The sequence below is a fragment of the Endozoicomonas sp. Mp262 genome (assembly GCF_025643335.1).
In the GTDB taxonomy this organism is placed as follows: Bacteria; Pseudomonadota; Gammaproteobacteria; order Pseudomonadales; family Endozoicomonadaceae; genus Endonucleibacter.
In genome coordinates this window covers 2,191,379-2,209,228 of record NZ_CP092489.1, presented here as the reverse complement: position 1 = coordinate 2,209,228, position 17,850 = coordinate 2,191,379, and the positions used below count along the sequence as shown (strand labels likewise).

15 protein-coding genes are annotated in these 17,850 nt (G+C 42.8%); 7 read left to right on the top strand and 8 right to left on the bottom strand.

Translation table 11 applies throughout. The features are described 5' to 3' along the window. Window positions 1-177 precede the first annotated feature (177 nt). The 4 genes from MJ595_RS09780 to MJ595_RS09765 all read right to left on the bottom strand — a co-directional run bounded on the left by MJ595_RS09780 (window position 178) and on the right by MJ595_RS09765 (window position 5,697). Window positions 178-3,447: a S41 family peptidase gene (locus MJ595_RS09780; RefSeq protein ID WP_263322139.1), complete on the bottom strand. Its 3,270-nt coding sequence runs from the start codon at window positions 3,445-3,447 to the stop codon at window positions 178-180. 351 nt (window positions 3,448-3,798) lie between these two features. After that, a complete protein-coding gene (locus tag MJ595_RS09775) occupies window positions 3,799-4,176 on the bottom strand; it encodes a hypothetical protein (RefSeq protein ID WP_263322138.1) in 378 nt (125 codons plus the stop codon). 19 nt (window positions 4,177-4,195) lie between these two features. After that, on the bottom strand, window positions 4,196-4,642 hold the full coding sequence (locus tag MJ595_RS09770; protein ID WP_263322137.1) for a YtoQ family protein: 447 nt from the start codon (window positions 4,640-4,642) through the stop codon (window positions 4,196-4,198). A 56-nt stretch (window positions 4,643-4,698) separates the two neighbouring features. After that, on the bottom strand, window positions 4,699-5,697 hold the full coding sequence (locus tag MJ595_RS09765; RefSeq protein WP_263322136.1) for a bile acid:sodium symporter: 999 nt from the start codon (window positions 5,695-5,697) through the stop codon (window positions 4,699-4,701). A gap of 480 nt (window positions 5,698-6,177) precedes the next feature. Between MJ595_RS09765 and MJ595_RS09760 the strand changes: the two genes are divergently transcribed. The 5 genes from MJ595_RS09760 (at window position 6,178) to MJ595_RS09740 (ending at window position 11,996) form a co-directional block, all read left to right on the top strand. Continuing rightward, a complete protein-coding gene (locus MJ595_RS09760; protein WP_263078067.1) occupies window positions 6,178-7,170 on the top strand; it encodes an IS30 family transposase in 993 nt (330 codons plus the stop codon). Between the two features lie 449 nt (window positions 7,171-7,619). Next, window positions 7,620-8,027, top strand: a complete 408-nt coding sequence (locus MJ595_RS09755) for a helix-turn-helix domain-containing protein (RefSeq protein ID WP_263078176.1) — start codon at window positions 7,620-7,622, stop codon at window positions 8,025-8,027. Further along, window positions 8,011-8,649 (top strand): IS630 family transposase, encoded by a 639-nt coding sequence (locus MJ595_RS09750; RefSeq protein WP_263322441.1) that lies wholly within the window; start codon window positions 8,011-8,013, stop codon window positions 8,647-8,649. Before MJ595_RS09755 ends, MJ595_RS09750 begins: the two co-directional genes overlap by 17 nt. A 320-nt stretch (window positions 8,650-8,969) precedes the next feature. After that, complete coding sequence (locus MJ595_RS09745; RefSeq protein WP_263078492.1) at window positions 8,970-10,295, top strand: transposase; 1,326 nt, start codon at window positions 8,970-8,972, stop codon at window positions 10,293-10,295. Between the two features lie 579 nt (window positions 10,296-10,874). Further along, complete coding sequence (locus tag MJ595_RS09740; protein WP_263322135.1) at window positions 10,875-11,996, top strand: hypothetical protein; 1,122 nt, start codon at window positions 10,875-10,877, stop codon at window positions 11,994-11,996. A 79-nt stretch (window positions 11,997-12,075) separates the two neighbouring features. Here the strand turns inward: MJ595_RS09740 and MJ595_RS09735 are convergent, their stop codons facing one another. The 3 genes from MJ595_RS09735 to MJ595_RS09725 all read right to left on the bottom strand — a co-directional run bounded on the left by MJ595_RS09735 (window position 12,076) and on the right by MJ595_RS09725 (window position 15,049). Continuing rightward, window positions 12,076-13,005 (bottom strand): S8 family serine peptidase, encoded by a 930-nt coding sequence (locus MJ595_RS09735; RefSeq protein WP_263322134.1) that lies wholly within the window; start codon window positions 13,003-13,005, stop codon window positions 12,076-12,078. 205 nt (window positions 13,006-13,210) lie between these two features. Continuing rightward, a complete protein-coding gene (locus tag MJ595_RS09730) occupies window positions 13,211-14,578 on the bottom strand; it encodes a transposase (protein ID WP_263078002.1) in 1,368 nt (455 codons plus the stop codon). 111 nt (window positions 14,579-14,689) lie between these two features. Next, window positions 14,690-15,049, bottom strand: coding sequence for a S8 family serine peptidase (locus MJ595_RS09725; protein ID WP_263322133.1), 360 nt, complete (start codon window positions 15,047-15,049; stop codon window positions 14,690-14,692). A gap of 142 nt (window positions 15,050-15,191) precedes the next feature. Between MJ595_RS09725 and MJ595_RS09720 the strand changes: the two genes are divergently transcribed. Beyond that, window positions 15,192-16,559 carry a transposase gene (locus MJ595_RS09720; protein ID WP_263078002.1) on the top strand — a complete coding sequence of 456 codons (1,368 nt, stop codon included), beginning with the start codon at window positions 15,192-15,194 and terminating at the stop codon, window positions 16,557-16,559. 365 nt (window positions 16,560-16,924) lie between these two features. Here the strand turns inward: MJ595_RS09720 and MJ595_RS09715 are convergent, their stop codons facing one another. Further along, window positions 16,925-17,296, bottom strand: a complete 372-nt coding sequence (locus MJ595_RS09715) for a helix-turn-helix domain-containing protein (protein ID WP_263322132.1) — start codon at window positions 17,294-17,296, stop codon at window positions 16,925-16,927. Between the two features lie 108 nt (window positions 17,297-17,404). Between MJ595_RS09715 and tnpA the strand changes: the two genes are divergently transcribed. Continuing rightward, window positions 17,405-17,770 (top strand): IS200/IS605 family transposase, encoded by a 366-nt coding sequence (gene tnpA, locus MJ595_RS09710; protein WP_263322131.1) that lies wholly within the window; start codon window positions 17,405-17,407, stop codon window positions 17,768-17,770. Window positions 17,771-17,850: the final 80 nt, after the last annotated feature.

The following is a 17,850-nucleotide window of genomic DNA, read 5'->3' as shown; positions in this document are numbered from 1 at the left end:
ATCCATATCAATTTAAGTTTTTAAATCTCAAATAACGCTTAAAATATTAAAAGCCTTAAAAATAATATTTTTATAATTATTAAGAATATAAAAAGCCTTTCTCTCATTCCTTCGCCTCAAAACCCTGTTCCTTCAGCTTGATGGCTTCAGCACCTATAACTCTTTATAAATGATATCTTAAATTTTATCGTTTTTTAAAGGGTAAGCTGGTGCCTCTGGCACCCCTACAGGCTCATTTGCTATTTTTTCTTTCAGGTAATCTATCGCAGCCTCCAGCTGGGCATCTTTACCTTGAAATGTTGCGTGAGGTAAGTTATCCACCACTATATCCGGTTCCACCCCATAGCCTTCTATCAGCCACCGCCCCTGCTTGTCATACATCGCCGATAGCGGAACCGATGCAATTCCTTTATCAACAAGCCAGTTATCAAAGTTAAGCCATATGACCCCGCCCCAGGTACGGGTACCTATGACCTTACCCAACCCAAGCCTGCGAAAACCTTCAGCAAACGCTTCTCCATTGGAGCAGGTTTTCTCATTACATAAAACCACCATATGGCCATGGAAAGCATACTGCATACTCCAGTAGGGCTTTCCTGTTCGAGTTTTCCAGTAAAACCATGGCCGCCGTAACAGTTTTTCAAGAATCCAGCTATCGATATTTCCACCCTGGTTATGCCGGACATCTATGATCAACCCCTTACGGTTAAAGACCGGATAATACTCTCTTGCCCACTGGGCAATATCATCGCTACCCATGGCCCGTAAATGGATATAGCCTAAATCACCCTGACCGACTGCTTCCACACGGTTTCGACAGGACAGCTCCCAGTCATCGTAGCGCAACTGCCGAGCCTGCTCTGCACTGAAGGGAACAACAATAACATCACGCCTTTTTTTGCCGACAGACTTAACCCTCAAGCGCACCTGTTTTCCCGCTTTATTCTTCAGCAGCTCGGATATATCCGGAACAGCCAGAGCTAAAACGCCATCCACCTGCTCAATAATATCCCCTTCATTTATGCCAACCTCAGACTTCTGCAAAGGAGATTGCTTTTCCGGATAGTCAGGATTTCCCTTATAAATACGACTTATTCTATACCCGCCCTGGCCAGGCTCCCTTTTTAGCTCAGCCCCCAGAAAACCAATGGCAATATGATCAGCCCCCTGCCTTTTATCCCCACCAGTAACAAAGGTATGCAATGCATGTAACTCCCCTACCATTTGCGCCAGTAGATCATCCAGTTCATCCCGATCTGTTAACCTGTCAATCAATGGCAAATGCCTGTCAAGAATTAACTGCCAATCTGCTCCATGAAAATTCGGGTCGTAAAAATTATCTCTTTCCATTCGCCAGGCATCCCTAAGCATCTGTCGCCACTCTTCCCTGGGATTAACAGAAAACGTCCATTGTGATAAGTCTACTTTTGATGTGTCGATTTTATCTGGACGCTCCCCCGTTGCATTTATGACATGAAGCCCGCTTGTTGTTTCAACCAGGATTTTTTCTTTATTGCCTGACATGACATAGCGCGTAAAGTCATCCATTACAATCGTTTTCTCAATAGGTTTCTTATGGATATCCACCGCTACCAACTGTTTACAATGCCCGGTTTCCGTTAAATAAACACACTTATCAGTCACCTCCAGTTTCTCATAGTTTCCGGCAGTGACAGGTACCTCATACAATCTGGCAGCTAACCCATCCCCCTCAACCTTGATAAACTTGAATCCCTGTTTACCTTCGCTGTCTTTCCAGGGGCTATCCTTATCTCCCCTCTTTCCTTCTGGAACAGGGGACAACTCATCACCCTCCCGGAAAGGTGACTGTAACCCTTTCTGTAAAGCCAGCTGATAAACCTTTGTCGTCTGACTAAAAAAAGGTTCAGGCTGACGTTGTCCCCAGGGGTCTTTAACTTCTGACATAAAATGACGGTCTGATAAAAAATAAAGCCACTTTCCATCAGGACTCCAGGAAGGCGAGAAGCTGTACACGCGGTCACTGGTGACAGCCATGAGCTTCTGCCGGTAAATATCATAAAGGTGTATTACGGCATAGCCATTATCAGCCAGCCTGGCATACGCCAGCCAGCGACTATCCGGTGACCAGGTTATGTTAAAAAAACCGGGACTGGCAGCTACATCTCTAGAATGAGGAGGGGTAAATGTATACCCCCGGGCTACATCAGACTGGCCAATAACCTGTTTTTTTCTCCTGCCCATATCAAACAAAGAAAGCCGGTCTTCCTTATCGGTAAAGACCAGCCATTTTCCATCCGGTGAAGGAATCGCCGGATTGTTCAGGCTACAGGCATCGTCAGTCAAATGCTTAGAAGCACTCAGACCATCAGCGGACACTGTCACATATTCAAACTCACCTGTTTTATCCGACTGTATCAGGACGGTTTTTCCATCTGGCATAAAACGGGCATGTTTAAACCTGACACCCTGTTGACGGGTAACTTCAACCAAACGCCCCTTTTTGGCCGGAATAACAAACACCCTGCCCCTGGAGGTGACTAACAGTCGATCCCCATTGGGGGAAACATCCATGCTGGAAAGAAATTTCAAGGGGTTCTTTACCCACTTATCTCTTAACTGATCAAAGTCTGAGGCAAGCTGTATAGATAATGGCCTGTTCTCTTTAGTGGCAAGATCCAAAAGATTAAGATCCGCTCCCAGCTGGTACACAACCCGCCCTTGATAAAGCGAGGGTGACTTAACATCCCAGCCTTTATGGAAAGTATGCTGACTAAGCTCATCACCAGCCTCATTCATTGACCACAGGTTCATTGTGCCATCACGGTCACTGACAAAATAAATCCTGTTATCCCACCACATTGGGGAACGGCTGGTGCCAGGGTACGAAGGGGTTAATGGCTCGGCTTCACTGGCACCCCGGGTAAATTTCCAGACCTGTTCAACAGAGCCTCCTTGATACTGCTTGGTGTAACTTCCCTGAAAGGGCAGGCGAGTAAAAAAAAGCGTCTTTCCCGTTTCATCATAACGGCCGTCAGCAGCCTGTGCTAACGGTAGTCTTTCACTATTTTCTGTGTTTGGGTCAAAGACAAATAGCTGGGCATTGGGTAATGTGGATAAGTGATATGAGCGATAAAGTATCTTTCCATCTGGCGTCCAACCCGTCACGCCGGAAATCCCATGAAAGGTTAGGCGTCGGGGCAAACCGCCAACCAAAGGCATGGTATAGAGTTCAGCAATCCCCTCATATTGAGCCTTAAATGCCACGGTTTTGCCATCGGGGGAAATAGAAGCATCAGATTCAATACCCGGGTGGCTGGTTAGCCGTCTGGCCAGGCCTCCTTCTAGTCCAACAACCCAAAGATCTCCCTCTGCTGTAAATACAATAGTATTTTCATAAAGGGCTGGAAAACGGTAATAGCCTTCATTTGTTTTGGCCGATAACGTTCTAGCTGTTACTAACATCATAAAGCCAGCCGTTATTGTGAATAGAAAGCTTTTAAATAACCGCCAGTAAAACCACCTTGTTTTATAATCCGCTCGAATCAAGTGGAAAATACTCAACATCGTAGATCCAGCCGCAGTATAACTTGCTTTATTTATAGGCTATTTATTTTCTATTTCCCATTTATACCCCTATCATTAAAAACCATCGAAAATTTCAACCTCTCTCATGCCCATTTAATATTCTCAGATTTCAAATAACGCCCCTCTCATCCAGTAGATGAGAGATGCAGCCATCATCATATAACCTTTAAAATTATAATTAGATAACAGGTCAATGTGGATAAAACCCTGTATTTTGGCTGCACCGGGCATCTAACAACAGTACATTTCCTTATCATCCACAAGGGCGAGCCAGCCTTTGACAATCCGGTAAATCACCCAAATAGCATTGGCTAACAGTATGAAATAGCCTACTCCCAAAAAAACCGTCACCGCGCCAATAATAGTCCACAAAACACTGAACCAGAAAGTACGGATTTGCCAGCGGAAATGAGATGACAGCCAGGTGCCTCCCACTTCCTCTTTTTTAACATAATTGACAATGACAGCAATAATAAATGTAATGCCAAAAATAAAGGAAACAGCCTGCAAACCATAGATAACCATTGTCATGGTTTTAGCATGCTTTATCTTTTCGGCATCGACTTCCACCGATGGTTTATATTCAGTCTTTGCAACACTTTCGCTCACTGTTTTATCCTCGTTGTTTTTATGATGACGTAGCAGTGACATATCTCAGAAGCTCAACAACCTGCTCAGGTGTCTGAGTCCAGGCCATGGCGGCAGCATCTACCTCTTTAAGTGGATGGATAATTTCTTGGTCGTGTAAGGTAATATACGGTTTTCCCAAGGCAGCACAGAATCCTGCATCAAATGCTGCGTTCCACTGTTTATATTGATTACCAAACCGAACCACCGCTATATCGCATTTTTCGATCAGGCTTTTTGTGCGAATCCCGTTCACCTTCGCGGATTTATGATCCCGCCAGAATCCTTCTGTCTCATCACCTAATACATCTCCCGCCGCATCACTGGCATCATGGTCAGTGACAGCTGATGTAAACAGTACAGGCAAACCAAGTGCTTCAGCTCCCTGCATGATTTGTTGTCGCCAATCCGTATGGATTTCACCAGACAAATACACAGTCCACTGCATCGCTATTACCTCTCTTATTAGAAAACCTCTACAGTAATTCTCTCGGCACCGCCTAGCTAAACATCCTTTATCCCAGCTTTTTGATTAGCGTAACGACTGGCTAAAATAGCACAATAGAAAATTTGTACCTGGTGATAAAACATAATAGGCAGTAACAGCATACCCAGCATTGGACTCGCCCCAAATATCACTTTAGCCATTGGCACCCCCGCTGCCAGGGTTTTCTTGCTACCACAGAAAACGGCTGTAATCTCATCTTCCCTGACAAATCCTATATGACGGGCAGTCCACTGTACAGTGTGAACAACAACCAGCAAAATAACCACGGCCAATACCAAAGTAAGCGCTAAGGTAGACAAGGCAAAGTCAGCCCAGATTCCATCAACGACAGAATCACTGAAGGCATTAAATACGATCAGGAGAATGACCCACTTATCAATTTTATGAGTAATGGCTTTATGAGTTTCAAGAATACCCCGTAGTAATGGCCTTAATAACTGACCCACGACCATAGGCAATAACAGCATGGTTGCAATAGACACCACCGTTGCCACCACATCCATTTTAACGCCTTCCATCCCCATAAAAAGCTGAATCAGCAAGGGTGTTATCACAATTCCCAACAAACTGGATAATGAAGCATTAAATATAGCTCCGGGAATATTCCCTCTAGCCACACTGGTCATGGCTACCGAGGAGGATATGGTGCTGGGTAGTACAAATAAGTAACAAAAACCCAGTGCCAAAGCTTCTGGCATGATGACACGAAAACCTGGACCAAAAATCAACCACAGCAACGGGTAAGCAACAAAGGTAGTACCCTGAACAAATAAATGCAGTTTCCAGTTGCTAACCCCCCTCCGAATAGCCTCAGGCGACAGACCAATTCCATGTAAAAAGAAAATCAGCGCAATGCCGGCAGTAGTGAATTTATCCAGATGCAAGGCACCACCTGACTGCCCAACGGAAGGTATAACTGCTGCCAGAGCTATTGCTAACAGCATCCCCCCAAGAAACCACTCCTTTTTAAAGTAATGAAGCAACCTACCTACCATGCCTAATATCCAGATAAATGATTTTCAGATTAGTCAGAGTGGCCATTTTAACGGGTTAATACGTCTATTACGAAGGGGAGGCAGACAAAGGCTAAAAAATGTGTAAAAAGAAATCATGATGATCATCATGATACAACACATCAGGTGATTTAAAACTCACTTTGATCTGGCCTGTTTTCTACTAGTAAAAAATTGACCCCCATCAAAAAAGAACATGACAGCATATGTATAATCAATTGAGTTCTATTATTAGTTTAAAAAAACATTTTCAAATCAGTCATTTCAGATAATTCTGATGGGAGGTATTAACACGCCTTTTATATATCAGAATAATTTTTTAAATTATTAATTTAATTATTCCTGAATTTGTATCATAAATGCATAACCTCTGTAACCAGAGGGTTGTTACAGAGCCTTTGAAGTGAATCAGAACTCAGGGGTACTCTGTTAAGCAACCAAACCAAACAGAGGACGCCAAGGATGGCCTTTAAGCACCTTAGCTCTGAAGAGAGACATTATATCGAAATCGAACTGAAAAATGGGACTTCTCAAAATAAAATTGCAGAAAAACTCGGGCGTTCACAGAGTTCGCTGTCACGGGAGTTAGGACGCAACACAGGGCAGCGTGGTTACAGGCACCAGCAGGCTCATCGTAAGGCTCAACAGCGTCATAAGGAAAAACCCAAGGCGGTGAAGTTGACGGAAGATATTAAGCGACGGATTGCTCAAGATATCCGGGCTGACTGGAGTCCTGAGCAAGTGGCTGGAAGGCTTGAAAAAGAAGGGATAATCAAGTTGCATCATGAGACGATTTACCAGTTCATAGAGGATGATAAGCGCACTGACGGTACCCTGTATAAACACTTGCGCCATCAGAAAAAAACGTACCGAAAGCGATATGGTTCAGCTCATAACCGAACAGGCATACCTAACCGGGTAGGTATTGAAGAGCGCCCGGAGATCGTCAACAACAGGGGGCGTGTTGGTGACTGGGAGGCGGATACCGTAATCGGCAAAAACCATAAGGGTGCCATTGCCACACTGGATGAGCGAAAGACTAAACTGCGCCTTGCTGTTCCGCTGCCAGGAAAGAAAGCAAAAGCGGTTAAACAGGCAGTGATTGATACACTCAAGCCCCTGAAAAGGTTTGTTAAAACGATCACTTACGACAACGGTAAGGAATTTGCTCAGCATGAAGCAATCAACAAAGCCTTGAGCTGCGACAGCTACTTTGCTGTGCCCTACCACTCTTGGGAGAGAGGCCAGAATGAGAATGCCAATGGGCTGCTCAGGCAGTACTTTCCCAAATCAATGGAGCTTCATAACGTCAAAGAAAGAGACGTTATCATTGCGGTAGACAAGCTGAACAGCAGGCCCAGGAAATGCCTCGGTTACAAAACACCATATGAGGCATTCAAAGAGTTAACTGGAGTGAATGCAAGAAAAGTCATGGGTTATGCATTTATGACTTGAATTCAGGAGGGATTTCGTTACTACCCATTCACTATTAACGGGGAGTTATATTGCAAACTACCCGCTACTACCGCCTGCCAGGAGTACAGCCCTTATGGGCATAATCATATCTGCTTCTCACTTCAAGGTTTCCAGTATGTGGACTGGATTCATATTGATCATGTTTATAAAAAAAGAATATTATTGCTATTATATCACCATCCAGCACAGTACATGCAATGCTTACCCTCATGCAAAAGCCTCGACAATAGAGAAATATCCCTAACCAATAACCCTATAACCTGCCATGAAGTAAATGTATTTTTATTTTCTGGCATTACATCATTCCAAAGCTATAAGTACTCACGCAACCGCTAATAGATAAAAATAACTGTACGACCGTTTAATAACTCCCCATTCCAATTTGGCTATACTCATTGCCTAATATCGTTAATTTCGCTGTTGTCACGATGAAAACTGTTGATCCAGTAACCGATGTCGCTGTCATAAAAACATTGAGAGAAGCTATTCGACATGGGCCATATCCGTACCTAAGGGAAAGGGCTCATGCTATTTTACTCAGCATACGTGGTTATTCTATGAGCGAGATTGCTGCAATATTTGAAGTTCGATATCAGACAGTCTCTGACTGGATTGATGCCTGGGATGATTATGGCCTTCGCGGCTTGTACAAAAAACATGAAGGTGGAAAACCACCTATCTATACTGACCAGGAAGCACAACGCATTAGAGAGATTGTCTCCGAGGAACCTCGCAGGCTGTCTTATGTTCAAACAAAGATTGCAGAGGAAACCGGTAAGGTTGCCTCAAAGCAAACCCTGTCGAGACTTTTAAAAAAAGCTGGGACTTGTTTATAAGCGGTTTCGTAAAGCTTGCAGCCATAAGCGCGATGAGGAGCAATTCAGATGTTGCCAGTCTGCCTTGAAAGAGGCCCAATATGCTGAGGATAAAGGGCTTGTCAATCTGTTTTACTTTGATGAATCTGGTTTTAGTCAAGAGCCTTGTGTCCCCTATGGCTGGCAAGAAAAAGGCTCACAGCTAAAAATACCCTCTGTAAAAAGTAAGCGTATCAATGTGCTGGGATTTATGAATCGTGCCAATGACCTTTTCTACTACCCAGTAACAGGTTGTGTTAACAGCGAAACAGTTATCAGTGTCTTTGATGATTTTGCCGCCAGGATGGAAGAACCCAAGTACAGCTCTAATGAGCGCTATACCATCGTCATGGTGGATAATGCCAGCATTCATACCAGCAAACTTTTCAGAGAAAGAGTAATAGACTGGGCAATTGAGAAAAAGCTCTTAGTCTGTTTTTTACCAACCTATTCACCTGAGCTAAACCTGATAGAAATATTGTGGAGAAAAGTGAAGTATGAATGGCTGAACCTGCTGTCAATAATGGATTTCAAGGAATTCGAACAAGAGGTCAAACGTATATTTGATCTATTTGGTCAAAAATATCTGATTTCGTTTGAGTGACTACTTACAATAAAAACAAAAAGTAGAATAACTGACAAATCATCAAGCATTTTTTCCCCTGGAAGATTTTATGCCCTTGCTTCTCCTGTAAAGGGGAAGCCAAACAAGCTAAATTTTATTCATACAGTCTTTCATCTCGGTCACGGTATTTTTATGAGCAAACTTGGAGCAGGAAGTATTTATTTCCATACTATTGAATCCGCCCTGCAACTTTATGGTAAGGACTTATATATATCTCGACTTTAGAGTTACCAAAGAACAATAGTACGATTTTCATCTGAAATCGGTTAATAGCAACCATCTCCAAACAAAATACAAAGATGGTTGCTATGCTCACTTCAGATCATAAAGAGATCCTCCGGGAGCTTGCCTTATATACAACGTTTCTTGCTTCAGCGCTATCCCCAACAGCAGTACCTACGTTCTGCGAACTTCTTTTTGGCTGCATGCTATCCGGGCAAGGCTTTGTCACTCAGGCGCTGTTATCTATTAATAACTTTCAATGCGTATGGAGCAGTTACCACCATTGGCTCTCTCAAGGCAAGTGGCGGTGGAGGAGCCTCGCATGCCGGCTCATTCAGCTGGTATGCTCAAAAGTACCACGGGGTGAACTTATCAACATTGGTCTTGATGATTGGGTGGTGGAGCGTTTTTCTGACAAGGCTCCCGCTTGCCGAACCCATCACCAGCACAGTAAAAAAAGGAACCGGCCAACGTATATCTGGGGACAATGCTGGGTATCCCTGGCTGTTGTATTTGAGCGGGCTAAAGATGAAGTATTTACTGCCATCCCTGTGCTTTCCTTTCCATCTCCTGCTTCAGGCAATGCCAGTAAGCTAAAAATCGCTGTTGCCATGCTAAAAGTAGTGAGGCAAGAGGTGAAGGTGCAAGGACTGCGCTTGCTGACAGACTGTTGGTATATGAACTGGACGCTAATGCAACCCGTTCTGGAAATGGGCTATGAAGTAGTAGGGCAAATCCCGTTAAACCGGGCATTGTATGCCTTACCGTTGGAGTCCACTGCAAAAAAACGTGGGCGACCCAAAAAGTATGGCATCAAAATGACGCCCCCGGAAGTGGAGAAGCTACCGGAATATCAAACAACCGTAAGAATATACGGCAGATTTCGAAAGATACGTTATCGCACCCGGGTATGTCGGGCTCGCTTCCTGAAAGGCCGCAAGGTTCGGGTTGTCTGGGGTCGGTTTGAAAATGATAAAGGACTGACAGAAAGCCGTATATTCATTGCAACCAATACTGGACTTGAAGGTATAGACATCCTTCGTATTTATGCGAAAAGATGGCCGGTTGAACCCATGTTTCAGCAAATTAAACATTCATTTGGTTGCCGCCAGTTATGGCAGCAAAAGCTGAGAACTCTGTTGCGGTGGATGCATCTGAAGATGGCTGGATACGCATTATTGCAACTGTTGACCGTCTGTAAAAATCAAGCAAGCGTGGGCATTTCAAGGATTCCTTGGCGGGATCAGGATACAACCACCGCTGGCATGCTAAGATTTGCACTCGCAGGAATTATCCCCAGATTACCTATTCGTGAGGGCTGGAACCGATATAGCCAAAAATATGAGTTCAATTTTAATAGTTTGACTGACGGAATAGTCAAAGAAAAGAAAAAAGCGGCATAAATAGCGGCGACAACGCAATAATCAAGAATAATACCGAATCTGAAAAAACGTTTGGATGTATTTTTGCACACAATTTTTAAAATATAACCAAACGTTCATGTCATACTAACTCTAAAGTTAAGATATATATATGAAGTGTCTTTTTCTATAAAAATAAGCTGCATCAACAAAACCTGTGGGGCATTTTTAGCTCAGATGGCTTACTAAATGCTTGATGTAGCTGTAGGCTTTTCTCGTAATCACTTTTACCTTCGTTTTTAAGCCTTAGACCATTCCACTAAAATATGCCTTTTTTGTCTTAAACCAGTTCAGGATTAGGGGCTGGTGTTACCGAACCGTTTTAGCAACTTTCTTCATAATGATAAAATAAAATATTTTAGGACAGCCATAAATTTTCTACTGCAATTCAAGAGACCTATATTGAGAGGACTTGTAATTACTGAGATTCAGGAATTATGTTCTATTCGTTCCAAAAAAAGAAGTTTTTTCTAAGCATCCAGCATACCTGACTGGTTCAACTGACCTCTAAACTTTCATGCCGAATTCAGCTCTATTGCTATAATAACCTTTTGATTATTTTTGCCTAAAAAGCAAGCAAGAGGCTCAAAAATGCTCAGACATCCTGTAAAAGTCCCACTTTTACTATCAATGCTATTGTTTTTTTTCGTGGGTTCCACTTTTTCAATGATGGAGGCAGCAGATGCTATTGACGATTTTGATAGTAAGCAGAAAGAGTTATTAAGCTCCAGGGGTATTGCCAAAGAACTAGATAAAAAAGGTCACTTTATATGGGAGGAAAATTTTGCTAGCGCAGTACTAGGAATAGATTCAAATGATCTTGCAACAATTAATGATATGTTGAACGATAAATTTTTTGTTAAAAAGATGGTGGCAACTGTTCACAGAGGATGGGTTAATGGAGACGATGAGATTAGATTTTACGCAGGCTTCTATCTTGGAAAATCATTTATAACCACTTATAAAGAAGAACTGTATGAGAATGAACTAATTTTCCACCAGGCTTACAATCTGATTAAAAAAATTTTATTGATAGTAAAAGAAATTATCGACTTTCAAAATTTTGCATGTGAGCTTGTTTTTCGCTGTAGCACTTCAGGTATAAAAGAAAGAATATTGTGGCATCAGGATCGTGATATTGAAACTGAAGATTTATATAGCAATCAGCAATGGCTGCATCTAAGCAGTTTTGAATGGAACGGGGTGGAGCTTTTTAATGGTAACACTCTATGTCATGCAGTTGCTATGGATAGGAAGAGTAAAAAAAAATCCAGACTACCAACATGCGATATTCTATTTTTCAGTGAGTTAACACCTTATCAGGTTATTGCAGGAAGTGAGGCTAAAATGGAGCTGGGTTTGATAAATCATGAAAAACTGAAAGCGAAGATTCGCGATGATGCTGATATTCTATATCAGCCTGTTGCGAGCATGAATGTTCAAGAGCGGGAAGAGTGTGGGTTTAAAGAAATTATATCAATAGCAGGAGGCAGGCTAGGAGGTTATATTGTTGACCAAAGGTTTCGGGGTGATAAAAATAGTTGCATCGTGCATGCTCTGCAGAAGTATAATCTAGAGTCCGACTCCCAGCAACGCAGCGTCCTTATTATCAGGTGCAGTCCTATTGAACAGGGGCTTCAGGAATTACTATTTAATCTTGATGATATATCTTATAGCTTATAATAGGATCTATAGGATACCCACTTATTTATACAACCGGCATAAATAAGTGGGTATTTCAAACTACCTCTTCTCTGAATATCTATTCATTATAAAGTGCATCTAAAGACTTAATAGCACTGACCTCACCACCGGTGATACTAAGTGAGCCAAAGTCAACATAGTGTTCATCGGGGCTTAGTACTGTCTTATCGCTATAATCCTGCACATTATCAAGCAATAGTTCTTTTACTTCTGCTCCAGTCATCTCTGGCGCATGAGACAGAACCAGAGCAGCTATACCGGCAACATGGGGGGTAGCCATACTGGTACCGTTAAATGAGGCTACACCGCCACCAGGAATGGTTGATACAATGGCAGAGCCTGGCGCAAAGACGTCGATTTTTGCCTTTCCTTCCTGGTTACCAAAGTTTGAAAAGGATGAAACATACTCATCACGCTTAAAGCTCTTTGTTGTAGACCCAACCTCTATCCAGTGTTTTTTAACCATATCGCTCATTTCAAAACGGCAGGGAAAATGTCCATTATCGCCTATATCAAAACTTGAGTTACCAGCCGCATGCACCATCAATACGCCCTTGCTAGCTGCATATTCAAAAGCCTTGGCAACCTGTTTTTTCTCAGGGCTGAACACTTTCCCAAAGCTCATATTAATGATTCTGGCACCATTATCCACTGCGTAGCGAACAGCATTGGCTATATCTTCATCACGCTCATCCCCATCAGGCACAACCCGGACAGACATGATTCTAGCCTGTGGTGCTATGCCATCAGTGATTAAGGCACCGGACTCATCTTTACGTCCATTGCCGCGCCTTGCCGCAATAATACCGGCCACATGGGTTCCATGAGATGCATCAAGCCCTGTTACATCATTATTGCCATAGAAGGGTTGTTTAAAAGATGGGTAGTCTCGAATGGCTTTAGAAGCATCATCCGGGTCATAGGTTTCCAGTGGGTTAAACTCAAGATTGTAGTGGTAGTTAATTTTATCCGGCGTGTTTGCTGCCAAGGCACCATCTTCAAAACTTTCTTTTATTAAAGCATCGGATTTAAGGAGTTTGCTCAGCTATTCCCGCATGATGAACGTCGATGATCGTTGGTATTGACAATAAGGCAGCAAAAATAATGAAGCCGATCAAAACTGAGCCGCCAATTAACAAAGCGGAGCTTTAAAGAAAAAATGTCACCCCTGAACGTAGCTACGATATGGCCGGTTATGATGTATCGAATGGAATCACCCTTTTCTCTTCAATACCATGAGTTACTGTGTAAAAAAGCCCCTCCCACGTTTTTATCAGCCAATGCAAAAAATAGCCCTGTATCCATTTCCATAATGCTATACGGACTCCTTTTGAGCGGGTTCTTAAAGCTTCCTGAAACTGGGGACAGCACAGTTCCTGTATTTGATCTACGAGAAAAGCAAGCATCGTCAGATAGGCCAGATTTGTGGCTAAGTGCTTCTCACCGTGACCGTAGTTATGTTCGAGATCGTAGCCTTGATTTTTCAGGGTGTTAAACGTCTGGTTCTCAATATGCCATCGGCAGCGCCCTCCTTTCATGACGGGTTCTATGGTTTCTTCGTTAAGCGGAATATCAGTCACCCAGCACCAGATATGCTGTTTACCTTTTTTATCGGTTTCGACAAAATCAAGCACATTAACCTGTTCTGCATATTTTGCCTTGTTCAGCCTGACGTCATTGGCATAGCGAAACCACCACTTAATTCCAGTCTCTTCATTAACTTTTTCAGCACGGTGAACTTTTCCTTCTTTATCCAGCTCATCCATCGCTTCAACCAGCGAGGCATGGTTGCCATCTTTCGCGACAATGATGTAATGCCAGCCATAACTCTTAATCAGTTGGACAGTGGGGTTGTCAGCATAAAGACTGTCCAGAAGAATAACGAACTTTAGACGTGGGTGATGCTCTCGTATGGTGGCAAACAACCGTTTAATGGCATTTTTTTCACAGTCATTTTTGGTCGAACCGTCCTGGCAAACTATGGCTTCCGGTGCCAATGGCAAGACTGTTTTTTGATCCGGGTGAGCAATGCATGCTGCCATTAACTGGTGGTAGTGAGCTTCGTTGGCCTTTCCCTTATTTTTAGTACAGCACTCCTGACAAGGTTTTTTATTATTGCAGGAGTAAAATAGCCCAGTTCCATCGATCGGGAGCAAGTAGTGATTTTTCAAGTTCCCGCAGTGAAATTCGAATGCCTTCAGTAATCCGCCCCTTTGGACGTTAGACAGCAATGTCTTAAAAGGCTTTTTGAACTCTACGGGATCTATTGGATCCAGGATTTCCCGCATACTGGTATCACAGGGAGCACGTTTTTTTATCTGATACAGGTGCTCAAGGTTATGCCTTACTTCTTGCTCTGTTTTATCACGCTCAAACGAGAGGAGCGATGGGTACTTGAGATGCATCATGGCAAAAGCGGACATGGAGGCATCATGTATTGTTATTTTTCTGGAATCCTTGTTTGGTCGGACATCTGGAATTTGCTCATAACTTTCAGAAATCGTAGTAATTAAACTGTTTGCACAAAGATGCTTACGACTTTTTTGGAATGGATAAGCCATGAGAGACAGCCATTGATAAAGTATCCCTATCAAAAGTAGACGTTATTTTGTGCGAAATCACTCCATTTGGAATTTACTGTAAGCCTTGCTGTTGCAGTGATTTAATTGATGTCACGGGAATAGCTGGAGTTTGCTGGTGTCATTTCTGAACGCCAATGTTTTATCTCTGTACATCCTGGTTGCTTCAACATTGGCATGGGCCTGATTTTTTCCCAGAAAACTCCAGCCATGAACATCATCCACATAGCCATTGCCATCATTGTCGATACCATCACCCGGTATTTCATATTTATTGACCCAGATCTTATTTTTTAAATCCGGATGATTAATATCGACCCCGGAATCGATCACTGCAACAACAACCTCATTTCCTTTAATGCCGTTACCATATTTTTTTATCGCATCATTAACACCCGTCCCAACCTTTGATGTTTTATTCTGCCAGTTTGCATCTTCAAGCTGTTTGGTCAATTTATGGCTATCAAGGCAGCTATTCCCGTGACATCAATTAAATCACTGCAACAGCAAGGCTTACAGTAAATTCCAAATGGAGTGATTTCGCACAAAATAACGTCTACTTTTGATAGGGATACTTTATCAATGGCTGTCTCTCATGGCTTATCCATTCCAAAAAAGTCGTAAGCATCTTTGTGCAAACAGTTTAATTACTACGATTTCTGAAAGTTATGAGCAAATTCCAGATGTCCGACCAAACAAGGATTCCAGAAAAATAACAATACATGATGCCTCCATGTCCGCTTTTGCCATGATGCATCTCAAGTACCCATCGCTCCTCTCGTTTGAGCGTGATAAAACAGAGCAAGAAGTAAGGCATAACCTTGAGCACCTGTATCAGATAAAAAAACGTGCTCCCTGTGATACCAGTATGCGGGAAATCCTGGATCCAATAGATCCCGTAGAGTTCAAAAAGCCTTTTAAGACATTGCTGTCTAACGTCCAAAGGGGCGGATTACTGAAGGCATTCGAATTTCACTGCGGGAACTTGAAAAATCACTACTTGCTCCCGATCGATGGAACTGGGCTATTTTACTCCTGCAATAATAAAAAACCTTGTCAGGAGTGCTGTACTAAAAATAAGGGAAAGGCCAACGAAGCTCACTACCACCAGTTAATGGCAGCATGCATTGCTCACCCGGATCAAAAAACAGTCTTGCCATTGGCACCGGAAGCCATAGTTTGCCAGGACGGTTCGACCAAAAATGACTGTGAAAAAAATGCCATTAAACGGTTGTTTGCCACCATACGAGAGCATCACCCACGTCTAAAGTTCGTTATTCTTCTGGACAGTCTTTATGCTGACAACCCCACTGTCCAACTGATTAAGAGTTATGGCTGGCATTACATCATTGTCGCGAAAGATGGCAACCATGCCTCGCTGGTTGAAGCGATGGATGAGCTGGATAAAGAAGGAAAAGTTCACCGTGCTGAAAAAGTTAATGAAGAGACTGGAATTAAGTGGTGGTTTCGCTATGCCAATGACGTCAGGCTGAACAAGGCAAAATATGCAGAACAGGTTAATGTGCTTGATTTTGTCGAAACCGATAAAAAAGGTAAACAGCATATCTGGTGCTGGGTGACTGATATTCCGCTTAACGAAGAAACCATAGAACCCGTCATGAAAGGAGGGCGCTGCCGATGGCATATTGAGAACCAGACGTTTAACACCCTGAAAAATCAAGGCTACGATCTCGAACATAACTACGGTCACGGTGAGAAGCACTTAGCCACAAATCTGGCCTATCTGACGATGCTTGCTTTTCTCGTAGATCAAATACAGGAACTGTGCTGTCCCCAGTTTCAGGAAGCTTTAAGAACCCGCTCAAAAGGAGTCCGTATAGCATTATGGAAATGGATACAGGGCTATTTTTTGCATTGGCTGATAAAAACGTGGGAGGGGCTTTTTTACACAGTAACTCATGGTATTGAAGAGAAAAGGGTGATTCCATTCGATACATCATAACCGGCCATATCGTAGCTACGTTCAGGGGTGACATTTTTTCTTTAAAGCTCCGCTTTGTTAATTGGCGGCTCAGTTTTGATCGGCTTCATTATTTTTGCTGCCTTATTGTCAATACCAACGATCATCGACGTTCATCATGCGGGAATAGCTGAACAACACCAATCCGTATATTTACGTAACATCTAAAAGACTTGATGGCAATCAAAAAAAGCGATTCCCATTTACGTCGATAGTTTATTCATCTTACTCTAGTCTTTACTTTACTACTTGTTTTGGAATACTTTTAGTCCCTTATTAATAGCTACTTATGAGCACCCCGAATTTAATTGATCAAAAAATAACATACATCACTTTACACTTAAAAATTAAATGAATTTTGCCTGAGTCTTTCTGTTTGCTTTGTCAGTATGACCACAAGCACTACAGGCTTGGCTAGTGTATGCCGGATTAACAGCAACCACTTCGCCGCCTGCCCACGCTTGCTTATACTCAAGCTGCCGTCTGAACTCATACCATCCCTGAGCGAGAAAGCTGGTTTCGTCATCTTTCTTCCAGATTGGCAGCCACTTAGCCATTGTGTATGAGGACGGGATTTTTTCGCCAGACTCCCACTTTTCATTGCAGATACTCAATGCTCTATTCCAGACAAAACGAGCTGTACCGCAGAGCTGCATGAGTCTTACATGCTGCTCTGGTGTCGCCTCCAGTCTGAATTTATAGGCCTTGAGAATCTTCATTTATCCAATCAGCATGTTAATCTTTAATGCTTAAATTACAGGGTATAAAATGGAATATAAAACATTAGTATGCAAGAAATAAAGAAAGGCTGACACAGTGCTTATACTTTGCACTGCCACATTGTTTTTGTGACAAAGTACAGAAAGAAAGTGCTTGGCGAGTTGCACCTATCCAGACTGAGAGAAATATTTTCTGAGATATGCGGAAACTTTGAGGCAGAGCTAACAGACTGCAACGGTGAAGCCGATCACGTTCATCTTTCGGTTGAGTTATCGCCCAGCACGCCAGCTATTGCGAAACTGATAAACAGCCTGAAAGCTGTTTCATTCAGACGACTGAGACAGGGGGTTTGTGATATTGCAGGTGCGTATCGAAAGCCGGTTCTGTGGTCAAGATCGTACTTTGCGGGTAGTTGCGGTGGTGCGCCACTTGAATTAATAACTGAATATATCAGAAACCAAGATCAGCCCTAACGGGCTGAACGAAATTCACCACCCGCCTAGTTCGGCGGGAGTACTCTTTCGATTCTGGATAGACTCTTTTAAACATTGCA